The sequence below is a fragment of the Burkholderia sp. BCC0044 genome (assembly GCF_902832955.1).
Classification (GTDB): domain Bacteria; phylum Pseudomonadota; class Gammaproteobacteria; order Burkholderiales; family Burkholderiaceae; genus Burkholderia.
This window is the reverse complement of record NZ_CADFDO010000009.1, coordinates 119,410-136,340: the sequence shown is the minus strand read 5'-3', so window position 1 is coordinate 136,340 and position 16,931 is coordinate 119,410. Positions and strand designations below refer to the sequence as shown.

Below are 16,931 nucleotides of genomic sequence, written 5' to 3'. Positions count from 1 at the left end.
CCAGCAAGATTGAAGCAGAGGAAGCCGTTGCAAGCGCGGGACCCACATGCAAACGTATTTTTCGTCGGCCTTATGGGAGCGGGTAAGACCACCGTGGGCCGTGCGGTCGCGCGTCGTCTCGACAGGACGTTCTTCGACTCCGACCACGAAATCGAGGCCCGTACGGGCGCGCGCATTCCGGTGATCTTCGAGCTGGAGGGCGAGGCCGGGTTTCGCGATCGCGAAACGCAGGTGATCGCCGAGCTCGCGCAGCGCGAGAACATCGTGCTCGCGACGGGCGGCGGCGCGGTGCTGCGCCCGGAAAACCGCGACAGCCTGAAAACCAACGGCATCGTCGTCTACCTGCGCGCCAATCCGCACGATCTGTGGCTGCGCACGCGCAAGGACAAGAACCGCCCGCTGTTGCAGACGGAAGATCCGAAGGGGCGTCTCGAAGCGCTGTACGAAGTGCGCGACCCGCTGTACCGCGAATGCGCGGATTTCGTCATCGAGACCGGCCGTCCGTCGGTCAACGGTCTCGTCAACATGGTGTTGATGCAACTCGAACTGGCCGGCGTCATTGCCAAGCCGCTACAAGCATGATTACTGTCAACGTCGATCTGGGCGACCGCGCCTATCCGATTCATATTGGCGCCGGCCTGATCGGCCGCACCGAGTTGTTCGCGCCTCACATCAAGGGTTCGTCGGTCACGATCGTCACGAACACGACGGTCGATCCGCTCTACGGCGACGCGCTGCGCGCCGCGCTCGCGCCGCTCGGCAAGCGCGTGTCGACGGTCGTGCTGCCGGACGGCGAGGCATACAAGAACTGGGAAACGCTGAACCTGATCTTCGACGGCCTGCTGACGGATCACGCCGATCGCAAGACGACGCTCGTCGCGCTCGGCGGCGGCGTGGTCGGCGACATGACCGGCTTTGCCGCGGCGTGCTACATGCGCGGCGTGCCGTTCATCCAGGTGCCGACCACGCTGCTGTCGCAGGTCGATTCGTCGGTCGGCGGCAAGACGGGCATCAACCACCCGCTCGGCAAGAACATGATCGGCGCGTTCTACCAGCCGCAGGCCGTGATCGCGGACATCGGCGCGCTGACGACGCTGCCCGATCGCGAACTGGCGGCGGGCGTCGCCGAAGTCATCAAGACGGGCGCGATCGCCGATGCCGGGTTCTTCGACTGGATCGAGGCGAACGTCGATGCGCTGAACCGTCGCGAGCCCGCAGCGCTCGCGCATGCGGTGAAGCGTTCGTGCGAGATCAAGGCGAGCGTCGTCGCGGCCGACGAGCGCGAAGGCGGCCTGCGCGCGATCCTGAACTTCGGCCACACGTTCGGCCATGCGATCGAGGCCGGGCTCGGCTACGGCGAATGGCTGCACGGCGAGGCGGTCGGCTGCGGGATGGTGATGGCGGGCGACCTGTCGGTGCGGCTCGGCCTGCTCGACGAAGCGTCGCGGCAGCGCCTCGATGCGGTGATCGCGGCCGCGCATCTGCCGACCCGCGGGCCCGCGCTCGGCGACGCGCGCTACATGGACCTGATGCGCGTCGACAAGAAGGCCGAGGCCGGCGCGATCAAGTTCATCCTGCTGAAGCGATTCGGCGATACGCTGATCACGCAGGCGCCGGACGAAGCGGTATTCGCTACACTGGCGCAGACGACGCGCTAACGGCGGCCCGGATCCGCCGGCGCCCCTGACATGGAGGAGACGTGAGCGAGACATCCAGCAGTACACTGCCCGAAGCCAGCCGCGCGTCCGCCGCGCCGGTGGCCGAGCCGCCGACGCTGGCGGCGCTGGAAGCCCATCTCGCTCCGTATGCCGCGCACGCGTCGCAGTCGCGCGGCCGCCGCCATCCGGAAACCCCGCCGGCGGCGCGCACCGAATTCCAGCGCGATCGCGATCGCATCGTCCATTCGACCGCGTTCCGCCGGCTCGAATACAAGACGCAGGTCTTCGTCAATCACGAAGGCGACCTGTTCCGCACCCGCCTCACGCACAGCCTCGAAGTCGCGCAGATCGCGCGCTCGGTCGCGCGCAACCTGCGACTGAACGAGGATCTCGTCGAAGCGATCTCGCTCGCGCACGATCTCGGCCATACGCCGTTCGGCCATGCCGGGCAGGACGCGCTGAATGCATGCATGCGCGAGCACGGCGGCTTCGAGCACAACCTGCAGAGCCTTGCGGTGGTCGACGAGCTCGAGGAGCACTACGGCGCGTTCAACGGGCTGAACCTGTGCTTCGAGACGCGCGAAGGCATCCTGAAACACTGCTCGCGCGAGAATGCGCGCAAGCTCGGCGCGCTCGGCGAGCGCTTCCTGCAGGGCCGCCAGCCGTCGCTCGAAGCGCAGCTCGCGAACATCGCCGACGAGATCGCCTACAACAACCACGACGTCGACGACGGCCTGCGCTCCGGCCTGATCACGATCGAGCAGCTCGCGGAAGTCGAGCTGTGGCAGCGCCACTACGAAGCGGCGCTCGCCGAATTCCCGCACCTCGAAGGCCGCCGTCTCGTGCACGAGACGGTGCGCCGCATCATCAACACGCTGATCGTCGACCTGATCGACGAGACGACGCGCAATCTCGCCCGCGTCGCGCCCGCGTCGCTCGACGACGTGCGCGCCGCGCCGCCGCTCGTGTCGCACAGTCCCGAGGTCGCCGCGCAGGCCGCCGCGCTCAAGCGCTTCCTCTTCAAGAACCTGTATCGCCACTACAAGGTGATGCGCATGGCGAGCAAGGCGCAACGCGTCGTCACGGGGTTGTTCGACGCGTTCATCGACGATCCGCGCCTGCTGCCGCCGCCGTACCAGTCCGACGACGCGGCGCAGCAGCCGCGTCTCGTCGCGCACTACATCGCCGGCATGACCGACCGCTTCGCGCTGAAGGAATATCAGCGCCTGTTCGTCATCAACGACAACTGACTGTCACAAACGATCACTAGACTTCGCCGGTTCAATGGCGACGGGAATGTTGCACACGCTGTTGGTAACGTTTTCATAGGAGAGGTCGATGAAGAAGAAGCCTGCGGGGACACTGGTTCGTTCGATCGCGCTCGGCGGCGCGCTGATGTTCGGGGTACAGCACGCGGCGCTCGCCGCGACGGAAATCCAGTTCTGGCATGCGATGGAGGCCGCGCTCGGCGAGCGGGTCAACGCGATCGCCGACCAGTTCAACGCGTCGCAAAGCGACTACAAGATCGTGCCGGTCTTCAAGGGCACTTACGACCAGGCGCTCGCGGCGGGCATCGCGGCCTATCGCAGCGGCAACGCGCCGGCGATCCTGCAGGTCTACGAAGTCGGCACGGCGACGATGATGCAGGCGAAGAAGGCGGTCGTGCCGGTCTACGACGTGTTCAAGCAGGCCGGCGTGACGCTCGACGAAAAGGCGTTCGTGCCGACCATCGCGAGCTACTACAGCGACGCGAAGACGGGCCACCTCGTGTCGATGCCGTTCAACAGCTCGACGCCGGTGCTGTACTACAACAAGGACGCGTTCAAGAAGGCCGGCCTCGATCCGAACCAGCCGCCGAAGACGTGGGCCGACGTGAAGGCCGATGCCGAGAAGCTGCGCAAGTCGGGCATGGCGTGCGGCTTCACGACCGGCTGGCAGGGCTGGATCCAGCTCGAAAACTACAGCGCATGGCACGGGCTGCCGTTCGCGAGCCGCAACAACGGCTTCGACGGCACCGACGCCGTGCTCGAGTTCAACAAGCCGCAGCAGATCGAACATATCTCCTTCCTCCAGCAGATGGCGAAGGACGGCACGTTCACGTACGCGGGCCGCAAGGATGAAGCGTCGGCGAAGTTCTACAGCGGCGACTGCGGGATCCTGACGACGTCGTCGGGCGCGCTCGCGAACGTGCAGAAATTCGCGAAGTTCAGCTACGGCACGGGCATGCTGCCGTACGACGCGAACGTGAAGGGCGCGCCGCAGAACGCGATCATCGGCGGCGCGAGCCTGTGGGTGCTGGCCGGCAAGGATCCGGCGACCTACAAGGGCGTCGCGAAATTCCTCGCGTACCTGGCTTCGCCGCCCGTCGCCGCGAAGTGGCACCAGGACACGGGCTACCTGCCGGTCACGACCGCCGCGTACGACCTGACGCGCCAGCAGGGCTTCTACGCGAAGAACCCGAGCGCCGAAACCGCGATCAAGCAGATGCTGAACAAGCCGCCGCTGCCGTACACGAAGGGGCTGCGCCTGGGCAACATGCCGCAGATCCGCACGGTCGTCGACGAGGAGTTCGAACAGGTCTGGGCGCAGAAGAAGTCGCCGAAGGACGCGCTCGATTCGGCTGCGTCGCGCGGCGACGAGCTGCTGCGCCGCTTCGAGAAGTCGGGCGGCTGAGCACGCATCGCTTCGTGCCGCCGGCGGTGCCGCGCGCCAGCGCGTGCCGTCCGGCGGCGCGGCTTCCCTTCCGTTTCGCCTGACCGGATATCCGCGATGCAATCCCGTTCCCGTTTCGGTACGAGCCCGGTGCCGTACCTGCTGATCGCGCCGCAGCTCGCGATCACCGCCGTGTTCTTCCTGTGGCCGGCCGGCGTCGCGCTGTGGCAGTCGACGCAGATGCAGGACGCGTTCGGCACGTCGAGCGAATTCGTCGGCCTCGCGAACTTCACGCACCTGTTCGCCGATCCGCTGTATCTCGATTCGTTGCGCACGACGCTCGTGTTCAGTTCGCTGGTCACCGTGAGCGGGCTCGTCGTGTCGCTGCTGCTGGCCGCATGCGCCGACCGCGTGATCCGCGGCGCACGCGTGTACCGCACGCTGCTGATCTGGCCGTACGCGGTCGCGCCGACGATCGCGGCCGTGCTGTGGGCGTTCCTGTTCAACCCGAGCATCGGCCTGATCACGTATGCGCTCGCGAAGGGCGGCATCGTGTGGAACCACGCGCTGAACGGCGAGCAGGCGATGTTCCTCGTCGTGCTGGCATCGGTGTGGAAGCAGGTGAGCTACAACTTCCTGTTCTTCTACGCGGGGCTGCAGGCGATTCCGCGCTCGCTGATCGAGGCGGCGGCGATCGACGGCGCGGGGCCGGTGCGGCGCTTCTTCAACATCGTGCTGCCGCTGCTGTCGCCGACGAGTTTCTTCCTGCTGGTCGTGAACCTCGTCTACGCGTTCTTCGACACCTTCCCGGTGATCGACGCGGCCACCGGCGGCGGCCCGGCGCAGAGCACCAGGACGCTGATCTACAAGATCTTCGCGGAGGGCTTCCAGGGGCTCGACATCGGCAGCTCGGGCGCGCAGTCGGTCGTGCTGATGATCATCGTCGTCGCGCTCACGGTGATCCAGTTCCGCTTCGTCGAACGCAGGGTGCAATACGCATGATCGAAAATCGCAAGGGCTTCGACCTGTTCTGCCACGCGGTGCTGATCGCGGGCGTCGTGCTGATCGTGTTTCCCGTCTACGTCGCGTTCTGCGCGGCGACGATGAACGCGCAGGAAGTGTTGACGGTGCCGCTGTCGCTCGTGCCGAGCACGCACCTGTTCGAGAACGTCGCGTACATCTGGGGGCACGGCAGCGGCGGCACGACGGCGCCGTTCGGCCGCCTGCTCGTGAACAGCTTCGCGATGGCGCTCGGGATCGCGGTCGGCAAGATCGCGATGTCGATCCTGTCCGCGTACGCGATCGTCTATTTCCGCTTCCCGTTCCGCAATACGGCGTTCTGGCTGATCTTCATCACGCTGATGCTGCCGGTGGAAGTGCGGATCTTCCCGACCGTGCAGGTCGTGTCGACGCTGCACCTGACGAACACCTACGCGGGGCTCTCGCTGCCGCTGATCGCGTCGGCCACCGCGACGTTCCTGTTCCGCCAGTTCTTCATGACGCTGCCCGACGAGCTGATGGACGCGGCGCGCATCGACGGCGCGGGGCCGCTGCGCTTCTTCTGGGACGTCGTGCTGCCGCTGTCGAAGACGAGCATCGCCGCGCTGTTCGTGATCACGTTCATCTACGGCTGGAACCAGTATCTGTGGCCGATCCTGATCACGACGGAAGCGTCGCTGTCGACGGCGGTGGTGGGCATCAAGACGATGATCGCGAGCGGCGACGCCGCGACCGAATGGCAATACGTGATGGCGGCGCTGCTGCTGGCGATGATCCCGCCGCTCGTCGTCGTGCTGGCGATGCAGCGCTGGTTCGTGCGCGGCCTCGTCGATTCCGAGAAATGAATGACCGACGGTAACCGGGAGAAGGACCAAGTATGGCTGCGCTGAGCTTGAAGGGCGTCAGGAAATCCTACGACGGCAAGCAGCACGTGCTGCATGGCATCGACGTGGAGATCGCCGACGGCGAATTCATCGTGCTGGTCGGCCCGTCGGGCTGCGGCAAGTCGACGTTGCTGCGGATGATCGCGGGGCTCGAGAGCGTGACGGACGGCGAGATCGCGATCGGCGACCGGGTCGTCAACACGCTGGAGCCGAAGGACCGCGACATCGCGATGGTGTTCCAGAACTATGCGCTGTACCCGCACATGACGGTCGCGCAGAACATGGGCTACGGGCTGAAGATCCGCGGGATCGAGCGCGCGACGATCGATTCAAGGGTGGCCGCGGCCGCGAAGATCCTCGAACTCGAGCCGCTGCTCGCGCGGCGGCCGCGCGAACTGTCGGGCGGCCAGCGGCAGCGCGTCGCGATGGGGCGCGCGATCGTGCGCGAGCCGTCGGTGTTCCTGTTCGACGAACCGCTGTCGAACCTCGACGCGAAGCTGCGCGTGCAGATGCGGCTCGAGATCCAGCGGCTGCATGCGCGGCTTGCGACGACGAGCGTGTACGTGACGCACGACCAGATCGAGGCGATGACGCTCGCGCAGCGGGTGATCGTGATGAATCGCGGTTACGCGGAGCAGATCGGCGCGCCGGTCGACGTGTACGAGAAGCCGGCGACGGTGTTCGTCGCGGGCTTCATCGGCTCGCCGGCGATGAACCTGATGCACGGCCGGCTGTCGGAAGACGGCGCGACCTTCACGGTCGCGGGCGGCGGCCCCGCGCTGCCGGTCGCCGGCGCACCCGGCATCGGCCGCGAAATCGCCGCCGGGCGCGACTGGGTGCTCGGCGTGCGCCCCGAACACATGACGCCGCAGCCGGGCGTCGCGCAGGCGACGCTGCCGGTCGATTCGTGCGAGCTGCTCGGCGCGGACAATCTCGCGCACGGCCGCTGGGGCAATCACGACGTCGCGGTGCGCCTGCCGCACGCGGATCGCCCCGCGCGCGGTACGGCGCTGGCGGCCGCGCTGCCCGCGCACCGGCTGCATTTCTTCGATCCCGAAACCGGCAAGCGCGCCGGCTGAACTGTGTCACCTGCCCAGAGACCGACGATGACGATCCGTACCGACTGGCCCTATCCGCGCGTCGTTGCCCATCGCGGCGGCGGCACGCTCGCGCCGGAGAACACGCTGGCCGCGCTCGACGAGGGCGCGCGGCGCGGCCACCGGATGGTCGAGTTCGACGCGAAGCTGTCGGCCGACGACGTGACGTTCCTGCTGCACGACGACACCGTGGACCGGACGTCGAACGGCCGGGGCGCGGCGGCGGGCATGCGTTATGCGGCGCTGGCCGCGCTTGACGCGGGCGCGTGGCGCGATGCCCGCTTCGCGGGCGAACGGATGCCGACGCTCGAGGCAGCGGCGGCGCGTTGCCTCGCGCACGGGCTGGCCGCGAACGTCGAGATCAAGCCGTGCCCGGGGCGCGAGCGCGCCACAGGCCAGCGCGTGGCGGCCGACGCGGCCGCGTACTGGCGCGATGCCGCCGTTGCGCCGCTGCTGTCGTCGTTCTCGTTCGAAGCATTGCAACAGGCGCGCGCGACCGTGCCGGCGCTGCCGCGCGGGATGCTCTACGAAGTCGTGCCGGACGACTGGCAGGCGCAGGTGATCGATGCGCTCGACTGCGTATCGTTGCATGCAGACCACACTCGGCTCGACGAATCGCTCGTGCGCGCGATCAAGGCCGCCGGGCTGCGCATCCTGGTTTACACGGTGAACGACCTCGAGCGGGCGCGCGAACTCGCGCGCTGGGGTGTCGATGCCGTCTGCACGGATCGCATCGACCTGATCGCACCCGATGCGCTGGACGACATCGACGTCGTCTAGCGGCGACGGCCGCGGCGGCGTCCGGTAAAAACGGTCACCCGGACCGTGCCTGACGCGAAAAAACGACGCCCCGGCGCGCTGAGCGCCGGGGCGTTTTGCATCGTGGAGACGTTACGCCAGGAAAAATCCGCTACAAATTGCAGCAGGATTAACCATTCCCCAAATATTCGACTACGCTTAGAAGCGGTAGCCGACGTTCAGGTACGTGACGATCGGGTTCAGCGAGATCCTCGCCTTCGACGTTTCGGTCAGGGTGCCGACCGGCGTCCGGCGGGCCGTCGTGAAGGTCGCGGTCACCTTGACCGGGATGTACGAGAGCGACAGCCCCGCGAACCAGTGTTTCGTGAAGTTGTACGTGAAGCCGGCGTTGAAGACGGGCGCCCACTGGTTGCTGGTCGTCGCACTGGTCGGGCCGCCGAGCACGCCGTTCTCGAAGCTGCTGTTCGTGATCTTCGCGCCGGTGAACCAGACGTACGTCGCGCCGACGCCGACATACGGACGGAACTTCGCATTGGCGTCGTTGAAGTGGTAGCGAAGCAACACGGCAGGGCTCCACTGGTACGCACGGCCGAGTACGCCGAATCTTTCGAACTGACCCTTGCCGGTAATGTCGAACTTCGGCGGTATCCCCATCACGAGCTCGGTGGAGATATGGTCGGTGACGAAGTAGCCTGCTGCGAGCCCCAGCGTATCGGCGTCGTTGATGCCGGCGCCGGTGTTGGGAATCGATTGGTTGATGGGCGTGCCGCCCACGCGGTAGACGAACAGCGGGTCGCTGCTGTCCTGCGGCGAAAGGTGCAGCCAGCCGGTGCTGACGTAGAAATCACCTGCGGATTGTGCGTGTGCCGTACCGCCCGCGAACGTGAATGCGAGCGCTGCGGCCCCCGTAATGGCCAGTTTTCGTTTCATTGTGTCTCCTCCGATCAAAGGCGTGCTCATTATGACGACTGCGTTTAAAACCAAACAAGCTCGTAAGTTAGAGTTTTCTCCCTAGGATTCGCACGACCGTACGCTTACGCGCGCCGCAGGGACAGGCATTCTACGCAGGTGCGCACTTTCGGACCTCCGGGTATTTCCTAACGCGTTCAAACGGACATTCAGCATGGCACGGTTAGCACGACTCTACGTTCCCGACCAGCCGCAGCACGTGATACTGCGCGGCCTGGATCAGCAACCCGCGTTCGTCGACGACCAGGACTACGAACTCTTCATCGATTGCCTGAAGGCCGCCGCACGCGATCATCACCTGTCGGTGCATGCCTACGTGCTGCTGCCGCGCCAGGTGCAACTCCTCGTGACGCCGAGCGACGAGGCCAGCCTGCCGAAGGCGATGCAGGCGGTCGGCCGTCGCTACGTCGCGCATTTCAACCGGCGCTATTCGCGGCGCGGCACCCTGTGGGAAGGCCGCTATCGCGCGACGGTGATCGAAGGCGAGCGCTATTTCCTGCTCGCGAGCCGCGTGGTCGAGATGAGCCCGGTCCGCTCGCAGCTCGTCGCGACGCCCGAGGCCTATCGCTGGTCGAGCTACCGGCATCACGTCGGGCTCACCGTCGACAGCCTGATCACCGACCATCCGCTCTACTGGGCGCTCGGCAACACGCCGTTCGACCGCCAGCGCGCGTACAAGGAGCTCTGCGAGCAGCCGCTCGACGAGCGGCAGGCCGACCAGTTGCAGCAGGCGACGCTGAAAGGCTGGGTGCTCGGCGGCGAGAATTACCGCGAGTGGGCGGCGCGCACCGCGAACCGGCGCGTGTCGCCGTTGCCGCGCGGACGCCCCAGAAAGGTGCGTGAAAACACGCCGCCGATCCAGCAGTAACACCGGAAAGGCGGGCCAGAAGCGGCGCTGCGGACGCCGCTTCTTTTTGCACCAAAACGATACGTCCCCAATAAAATGGCACCACATCAAGGCATCTGTTTAATTGGGGTTCGATCGAGCGGTTTTTGTTGCTATTCCGTTGATTCGTCGCGTATATTCCGAATTCCGGTGGCCCGGGCGAAGCTTGCCCAACCACCGTCGGCCGCGCCGTCTCCCGTAGGGAGCGGGATCGATGGCAACAAGAAAACGGTTCAACGGCCTCCAGGCCCCCTTTACGACGGTGTCCCCATGAACGACCACCAGCAGCCGCTCGCCGCGGTGCCCGCCGCACAAGGTCTGTACGACCCGCAAAACGAACACGACGCCTGCGGCGTCGGCTTCGTCGCTCACATCAAGGGCAAGAAGAGCCACGAGATCATTCAGCAGGGTCTGAAGATCCTCGAGAACCTCGATCACCGCGGCGCGGTCGGTGCCGATCCGCTGATGGGCGACGGCGCGGGCATCCTGATCCAGATTCCGGACGCGTTCTATCGCGAGGAAATGGCGAAGCAGGGCGTCGACCTGCCGCCGGCCGGCGAGTACGGGGTGGGGATGATCTTCCTGCCGAAGGAAAACGCATCGCGTCTCGCGTGCGAGCAGGAGCTCGAGCGCACGGTGAAGGCCGAAGGCCAGGTCGTGCTCGGCTGGCGCGACGTGCCGGTCGACCATGCGATGCCGATCTCGCCGACGGTCAAGGCGAGCGAGCCGCTGATCCGCCAGATCTTCATCGGCCGCGGCAAGGACATCATGGTGACGGACGCGCTCGAGCGGAAGCTGTACGTGATCCGCAAGACGGCGAGCCACCGCATCCAGGCGCTGAAGCTCAAGCACGGCAAGGAATACTTCGTGCCGTCGATGTCGGCGCGCACGATCGTCTACAAGGGGCTGCTGCTCGCGGGCCAGGTCGGCGTGTACTACCGCGACCTGCAGGACCCGCGCGTCGTGTCGGCGCTCGCGCTCGTGCACCAGCGCTTCTCGACCAACACGTTCCCGGCGTGGGAACTGGCTCACCCGTACCGGATGATCGCGCACAACGGCGAGATCAACACCGTGAAGGGCAACGTGAACTGGCTGAACGCGCGTACCGGCGCGATCGCGTCGCACGTGCTCGCCGACGATCTGCCGAAGCTGTGGCCGCTGATCTACCCGGGCCAGTCGGACACCGCATCGTTCGACAACTGTCTCGAACTGCTGGTGATGGCCGGCTACCCGCTCGTGCACGCGGTGATGATGATGATCCCGGAAGCGTGGGAGCAGCACACGCTGATGGACGAGAACCGCCGCGCGTTCTACGAATACCACGCCGCGATGATGGAGCCGTGGGACGGCCCGGCCGCGATCGCGTTCACCGACGGCCGCCAGATCGGCGCGACGCTCGACCGTAACGGCCTGCGCCCGGCGCGCTACATCGTGACCGACGACGACCTCGTCATCATGGCGTCGGAAGCCGGCACGCTGCCGATCCCCGAATCGAAGATCGTCAAGAAGTGGCGCCTGCAGCCGGGCAAGATGTTCCTGATCGACATGGAGCACGGCCGCATCATCGACGACAAGGAACTGAAGGACAACCTCGCGAACGCGAAGCCGTACAAGAGCTGGATCGACGCGGTGCGCATCAAGCTCGACGAGATCGAGCCGAAGGCCGAGGAAGTCGCGGCCGGCCGCACGCAGGGCGCCGCGCTGCTCGATCGCCAGCAGGCGTTCGGCTATACGCAGGAAGACCTGAAGTTCCTGATGGCGCCGATGGCGCAGCAGGGCGAGGAAGCCGTCGGTTCGATGGGCAACGACTCGCCGCTCGCGGTGATGTCGAACAAGAACAAGACGCTCTATCACTACTTCAAGCAGCTGTTCGCGCAGGTCACGAACCCGCCGATCGACCCGATCCGCGAGAACATGGTGATGTCGCTCGTGTCGTTCATCGGCCCGAAGCCGAACCTGCTCGACACGAACAACATCAACCCGCCGATGCGTCTCGAAGTGTCGCAGCCGGTGCTCGACTTCAAGGACATCGCTAAGATCCGCGCGATCGACCAGTACACGGGCGGCAAGTTCAGCGCATACGAACTGAACATCTGCTATCCGGTCGCCTGGGGCAAGGAAGGCATCGAGGCGCGCCTCGCGTCGCTGTGCGCGGAAGCCGTCGACGCGGTGAAGTCGGGCTACAACATGCTGATCGTGTCGGACCGCAAGACCGACGCCGAGCACGTCGCGATTCCGGCGCTGCTCGCCACGTCGGCGATCCATACGCACCTCGTCCAGCAAGGGCTGCGCACGAGCACGGGCCTCGTCGTCGAGACGGGCTCCGCGCGTGAGACGCACCACTTCGCGCTGCTCGCGGGCTACGGCGCGGAAGCCGTGCACCCGTACCTCGCGATGGAAACGCTCGCGAAGATGGCCGAAGGGCTGCCGGGCGACCTGTCGCCGGAGAAGGCCGTCTACAACTTCACGAAGGCGGTCGGCAAGGGCCTGCAGAAGGTGATGTCGAAGATGGGCATCTCGACGTACATGTCGTACACGGGCGCGCAGATCTTCGAAGCGCTCGGCCTGTCGAGCGACCTCGTCGAGAAGTACTTCAAGGGCACGGCGTCGAAGGTCGGCGGCATCGGCCTGTTCGAAGTCGCGGAAGAAGCGATCCGCCTGCACCGCGATGCATTCGGCGACAGCCCGGTGCTGCGCGACATGCTCGACGCGGGCGGCGAGTACGCATACCGCGTGCGCGGCGAAGATCACATGTGGACGCCGGATTCGATCGCGAAGCTGCAGCACGCGACGCGCAGCAACTCGTACCAGACGTACAAGGAATACGCGCACCTGATCAACGACCAGACCAAGCGTCACATGACGTTCCGCGGCCTGTTCGAGTTCAAGGTCGAGCCGACCAAGGCGATCCCGATCGACGACGTCGAGCCGGCGAAGGATATCGTCAAGCGCTTCGCGACCGGCGCGATGTCGCTCGGTTCGATCAGCACCGAAGCGCACGCGACGCTCGCGGTCGCGATGAACCGGATCGGCGGCAAGTCGAACACCGGCGAAGGCGGCGAGGATCAGAAGCGCTACCGCAACGAACTGCGCGGCATTCCGATCAAGTCGGGCGAGACGATGAAGTCGGTGATCGGCGACGAGATCGTCAGCGACATTCCGCTGAAGGACGGCGATTCGCTGCGCTCGAAGATCAAGCAGGTCGCGTCGGGCCGCTTCGGCGTCACCGCCGAGTACCTCGCATCGGCCGACCAGATCCAGATCAAGATGGCGCAGGGCGCGAAGCCGGGCGAGGGCGGCCAGCTGCCGGGCCACAAGGTGTCGGAATACATCGGCAAGCTGCGTTACTCGGTGCCGGGCGTCGGCCTGATCTCGCCGCCGCCGCACCACGACATCTACTCGATCGAGGATCTGGCGCAGCTGATCCACGACCTGAAGAACGTGAACCCGAGCGCGAGCATCTCCGTGAAGCTCGTGTCTGAAGTGGGCGTGGGCACGGTCGCGGCCGGTGTCGCGAAGGCGAAGGCCGACCACGTCGTGATCGCCGGCCACGACGGCGGCACGGGCGCGTCGCCGCTGTCGTCGGTCAAGCACGCGGGCACGCCGTGGGAACTGGGCCTCGCCGAAACGCAGCAGACGCTGGTGCTGAACCGCCTGCGCGGCCGTATCCGCGTGCAGGCCGACGGCCAGATGAAGACGGGCCGCGACGTCGTGATCGGCGCGCTGCTCGGCGCGGACGAATTCGGCTTCGCGACGGCGCCGCTCGTCGTCGAAGGCTGCATCATGATGCGCAAGTGCCACCTGAACACGTGCCCGGTCGGCGTCGCGACGCAGGATCCGGTGCTGCGCGCGAAGTTCAAGGGCCAGCCCGAGCACGTCGTGAACTACTTCTTCTTCGTCGCCGAGGAAGTGCGCGAGATCATGGCGCAGCTCGGCATCGCGAAGTTCGACGACCTGATCGGCCGCGCCGACCTGCTCGATACGCGCAAGGGCATCGAGCACTGGAAGGCGAAGGGCCTCGACTTCTCGCGCGTGTTCTACCAGCCGGAAGAGTGCGAGGACGTCGCGCCGCGTCACGTCGACGTGCAGGATCACGGCCTCGAGCGCGCGCTCGACCACGTGCTGATCGAGAAGGCGAAGGCCGCGATCGAGAACGGCGAGCATGTGTCGTTCATCCAGCCGGTGCGCAACGTGAACCGGACGGTCGGCGCGATGCTGTCGGGCGTGATCGCGAAGAAGCACGGCCACGACGGCCTCGCCGACGACGCGGTGCACATCCAGCTGAAGGGCACGGCCGGCCAGAGTTTCGGCGCGTTCCTCGCGAAGGGTGTGACGCTCGACCTCGTCGGCGACGGCAACGACTACGTCGGCAAGGGCCTGTCGGGCGGCCGGATCATCATCCGTCCGACCAACGACTTCCGCGGCAAGTCCGAGGAAAACATCATCTGCGGCAACACGGTGATGTACGGCGCGATCGAAGGCGAAGCCTTCTTCCGCGGCGTGGCCGGCGAGCGCTTCTGCGTGCGCAACTCGGGCGCGACGGCGGTCGTCGAAGGCACGGGCGACCACGGCTGCGAATACATGACGGGCGGCACGGTCGTCGTGCTCGGCGAGACGGGGCGCAACTTCGCGGCCGGCATGTCGGGCGGTCTCGCGTACATCTACGATCCGGAAGGCACGTTCGCGGCGAAGTGCAACAAGTCGATGGTCGCGCTTGAGCCGGTGCTGCAGCAGGCCGAGCAGGAACGCACGGTCGACCGCGCGCTCTGGCACGCAGGCACGACGGACGAAGCGCTGCTCAAGGGGCTCGTCGAGCGTCATTTCCAGTTCACGGGTTCGCCGCGCGCGAAGTCGCTGCTGGAAAACTGGGACGCGGCGCGCCGCCAGTTCGTGAAGGTGTTCCCGCACGAATACAAGCGCGCGCTGGGCGAGATCGGTGCGAAGAAGGCGGCGAAGGAAGTGCTGGCCGCCTGAGCGACGAACGACATAGCGAATGCCGCGCGCGCCTGACGGCCGCGCGCGGCTCCCCCACCCGATACACCGAACAGAAGAGCACCTTATGGGCAAGGCAACCGGTTTTCTGGAGTTCGAACGCCGCCACGAGGCGTACGAAGCACCGCTCACGCGCGTGAAGCACTACAAGGAATTCGTCGCGGCGCTGACCGACGCGGACGCGAAGGTCCAGGGCGCGCGCTGCATGGATTGCGGCATCCCGTTCTGCAACAACGGCTGCCCGGTCAACAACATCATCCCGGACTTCAACGATCTCGTTTACCGCCAGGACTGGCAGCAGGCGATCGAAGTCCTGCATTCGACCAACAACTTCCCCGAGTTCACGGGCCGCATCTGCCCGGCGCCGTGCGAAGCGGCATGCACGCTCGGGATCAACGACGATCCGGTCGGCATCAAGTCGATCGAGCACGCGATCATCGACAAGGCTTGGAGCGAAGGCTGGGTCAAGCCGCTGCCGGCCGAGCACAAGACCGGCAAGAAGGTCGCGGTCGTCGGTTCGGGCCCCGCGGGTCTCGCCGCCGCGCAGCAGCTCGCGCGGGCGGGCCACGACGTGACGGTGTTCGAGAAGAACGATCGCGTCGGCGGCCTGCTGCGTTACGGGATTCCCGACTTCAAGCTCGAGAAGTGGCTGATCGACCGCCGCATGCGCCAGATGGAAGCGGAAGGCGTGACGTTCCGCACCAGCGTATTCATCGGCAAGGATCCGCTGCCCGAGTCGATCGGCAGCCTCGCGAAGGAAACCATTTCGCCGGACACGCTGAAGGACGAGTTCGACGCGGTCGTGATCGCCGGCGGTTCGGAAACGCCGCGCGACCTGCCGGTGCCGGGCCGCGAACTCGCGGGCGTTCATTTCGCGATGGACTTCCTGCCGCAGCAGAACCGCGTGAACGCGGGCGACAAGCTCGTCGACCAGCTGCTCGCGAAGGGCAAGCACGTGATCGTGATCGGCGGCGGCGATACGGGTTCGGACTGCGTCGGCACGTCGAACCGTCACGGCGCGAAGCAGGTCACGCAGTTCGAGCTGCTGCCGCAGCCGCCGGAAGAGGAAAACAAGCCGCTCGTGTGGCCGTACTGGCCGATCAAGCTGCGCACGTCGTCGTCGCACGAGGAAGGCTGCGAGCGTGACTGGGCGGTTGCGACGAAACGTCTCGAAGGCAAGAACGGCAAGGTCGAGAAACTGATCGCGGTGCGCGTCGAGTGGAAGGACGGCAAGATGCAGGAAGTGCCGGGCTCCGAGTTCGAGATGAAGGCCGATCTCGTGCTGCTCGCGATGGGCTTCACGCAGCCGGCCGCGCCGGTGCTCGACGCGTTCGGCGTCGCGAAGGATGCGCGCGGCAATGTGCGCGCGGCGACCGAAGGCGATCGTTCGTACTACACGTCGGTCGACAAGGTGTTCGCGGCAGGCGACATGCGTCGCGGCCAGTCGCTCGTGGTGTGGGCGATCCGCGAAGGCCGTCAGTGCGCGCGCTCGGTCGACGCGTACCTGATGGGGCATTCGGAACTGCCGCGCTGAGCGCGCGGTTCGAGGATTACTGTCGTGTCAGCCGGGTGCTCGAGAGGGCACCCGGTTTTTTATTTCTGAAGCCGCAGGCGGATTGTCGGCTTGTCCGTTTTGATCGACCCGCTGAATGATGACTTGCCCGTAGCTTGCAAGCTGCTCGTTGCAATCGATCATTGCGGTGTATTGGGTTTCACCAACGCGCAGCGGAAATTCCCATACGCCCAGCTTCCACGCGTGATACTGCGGCGCACCGTCGAACTGGACACTGTCCGGCGAAATTCCGTGTTCATCGAAAAGACGGACGAGGAGTTTTTTTCGCAGTGTCTCGACAGATATGTCGGGGCAACTGCCTTCCGTTCTTTCGTACCGGGAAATCGCGACGACAGCAACCAGCAGCGCGAAGGCGCAGATGGCTGCGACCACTACCGAGAGAATTAGCCACGAAACTCCGCGTATGACTCGAGAAATCATGGGACGCTCAATGTTTGTATGAACAACATGCGGGATTGACGC

Annotated in this window: 13 protein-coding genes; 11 read left to right on the top strand and 2 right to left on the bottom strand. The window is 65.9% G+C overall.

What is annotated here, in order from left to right; translation table 11 throughout:
• Positions 1-27 precede the first annotated feature (27 nt).
• From HWX14_RS34820 to ugpQ, 8 genes are all read left to right on the top strand, one after another.
• The gene (locus HWX14_RS34820) at positions 28-582 is read left to right on the top strand and encodes a shikimate kinase (protein ID WP_011694112.1); all 555 of its coding nucleotides are present in this window, start codon (positions 28-30) and stop codon (positions 580-582) included.
• A complete protein-coding gene (gene aroB, locus HWX14_RS34815) occupies positions 579-1,658 on the top strand; it encodes a 3-dehydroquinate synthase (RefSeq protein ID WP_175886606.1) in 1,080 nt (359 codons plus the stop codon). The genes HWX14_RS34820 and aroB overlap by 4 nt, the downstream gene beginning before the upstream one ends.
• A gap of 65 nt (positions 1,659-1,723) precedes the next feature.
• Positions 1,724-2,908, top strand: a complete 1,185-nt coding sequence (locus HWX14_RS34810; RefSeq protein ID WP_229278552.1) for a deoxyguanosinetriphosphate triphosphohydrolase — start codon at positions 1,724-1,726, stop codon at positions 2,906-2,908.
• An 88-nt stretch (positions 2,909-2,996) separates the two neighbouring features.
• The gene (gene ugpB, locus HWX14_RS34805; RefSeq protein WP_175886605.1) at positions 2,997-4,331 is read left to right on the top strand and encodes a sn-glycerol-3-phosphate ABC transporter substrate-binding protein UgpB; all 1,335 of its coding nucleotides are present in this window, start codon (positions 2,997-2,999) and stop codon (positions 4,329-4,331) included.
• A gap of 96 nt (positions 4,332-4,427) precedes the next feature.
• Positions 4,428-5,312, top strand: a complete 885-nt coding sequence (gene ugpA, locus HWX14_RS34800) for a sn-glycerol-3-phosphate ABC transporter permease UgpA (protein ID WP_175886604.1) — start codon at positions 4,428-4,430, stop codon at positions 5,310-5,312.
• The gene (gene ugpE / locus HWX14_RS34795; RefSeq protein WP_175886603.1) at positions 5,309-6,154 is read left to right on the top strand and encodes a sn-glycerol-3-phosphate ABC transporter permease UgpE; all 846 of its coding nucleotides are present in this window, start codon (positions 5,309-5,311) and stop codon (positions 6,152-6,154) included. The genes ugpA and ugpE overlap by 4 nt, the downstream gene beginning before the upstream one ends.
• Before the next feature lie 32 nt (positions 6,155-6,186).
• Complete coding sequence (locus HWX14_RS34790; RefSeq protein ID WP_126359346.1) at positions 6,187-7,272, top strand: sn-glycerol-3-phosphate import ATP-binding protein UgpC; 1,086 nt, start codon at positions 6,187-6,189, stop codon at positions 7,270-7,272.
• A gap of 27 nt (positions 7,273-7,299) precedes the next feature.
• The gene (ugpQ, locus tag HWX14_RS34785) at positions 7,300-8,070 is read left to right on the top strand and encodes a glycerophosphodiester phosphodiesterase (protein WP_175886602.1); all 771 of its coding nucleotides are present in this window, start codon (positions 7,300-7,302) and stop codon (positions 8,068-8,070) included.
• 177 nt (positions 8,071-8,247) lie between these two features.
• On the opposite strand, the gene HWX14_RS34780 is transcribed toward ugpQ, so the two are convergent.
• Positions 8,248-8,979: an OmpW family outer membrane protein gene (locus HWX14_RS34780; protein ID WP_175886601.1), complete on the bottom strand. Its 732-nt coding sequence runs from the start codon at positions 8,977-8,979 to the stop codon at positions 8,248-8,250.
• 193 nt (positions 8,980-9,172) lie between these two features.
• On the opposite strand from HWX14_RS34780, the gene HWX14_RS34775 reads away from it, so the two are divergent.
• The 3 genes from HWX14_RS34775 (at position 9,173) to HWX14_RS34765 (ending at position 16,430) form a co-directional block, all read left to right on the top strand.
• On the top strand, positions 9,173-9,886 hold the full coding sequence (locus HWX14_RS34775) for a transposase (protein ID WP_027783329.1): 714 nt from the start codon (positions 9,173-9,175) through the stop codon (positions 9,884-9,886).
• Between the two features lie 288 nt (positions 9,887-10,174).
• Positions 10,175-14,878 (top strand): glutamate synthase-related protein, encoded by a 4,704-nt coding sequence (locus tag HWX14_RS34770; RefSeq protein ID WP_175886600.1) that lies wholly within the window; start codon positions 10,175-10,177, stop codon positions 14,876-14,878.
• Positions 14,879-14,963: 85 nt separating this feature from the next.
• A complete protein-coding gene (locus HWX14_RS34765; protein WP_175886599.1) occupies positions 14,964-16,430 on the top strand; it encodes a glutamate synthase subunit beta in 1,467 nt (488 codons plus the stop codon).
• Between the two features lie 27 nt (positions 16,431-16,457).
• Here the strand turns inward: HWX14_RS34765 and HWX14_RS34760 are convergent, their stop codons facing one another.
• Complete coding sequence (locus tag HWX14_RS34760) at positions 16,458-16,889, bottom strand: hypothetical protein (protein WP_175886598.1); 432 nt, start codon at positions 16,887-16,889, stop codon at positions 16,458-16,460.
• Between the last annotated feature and the right edge of the window lie 42 nt (positions 16,890-16,931).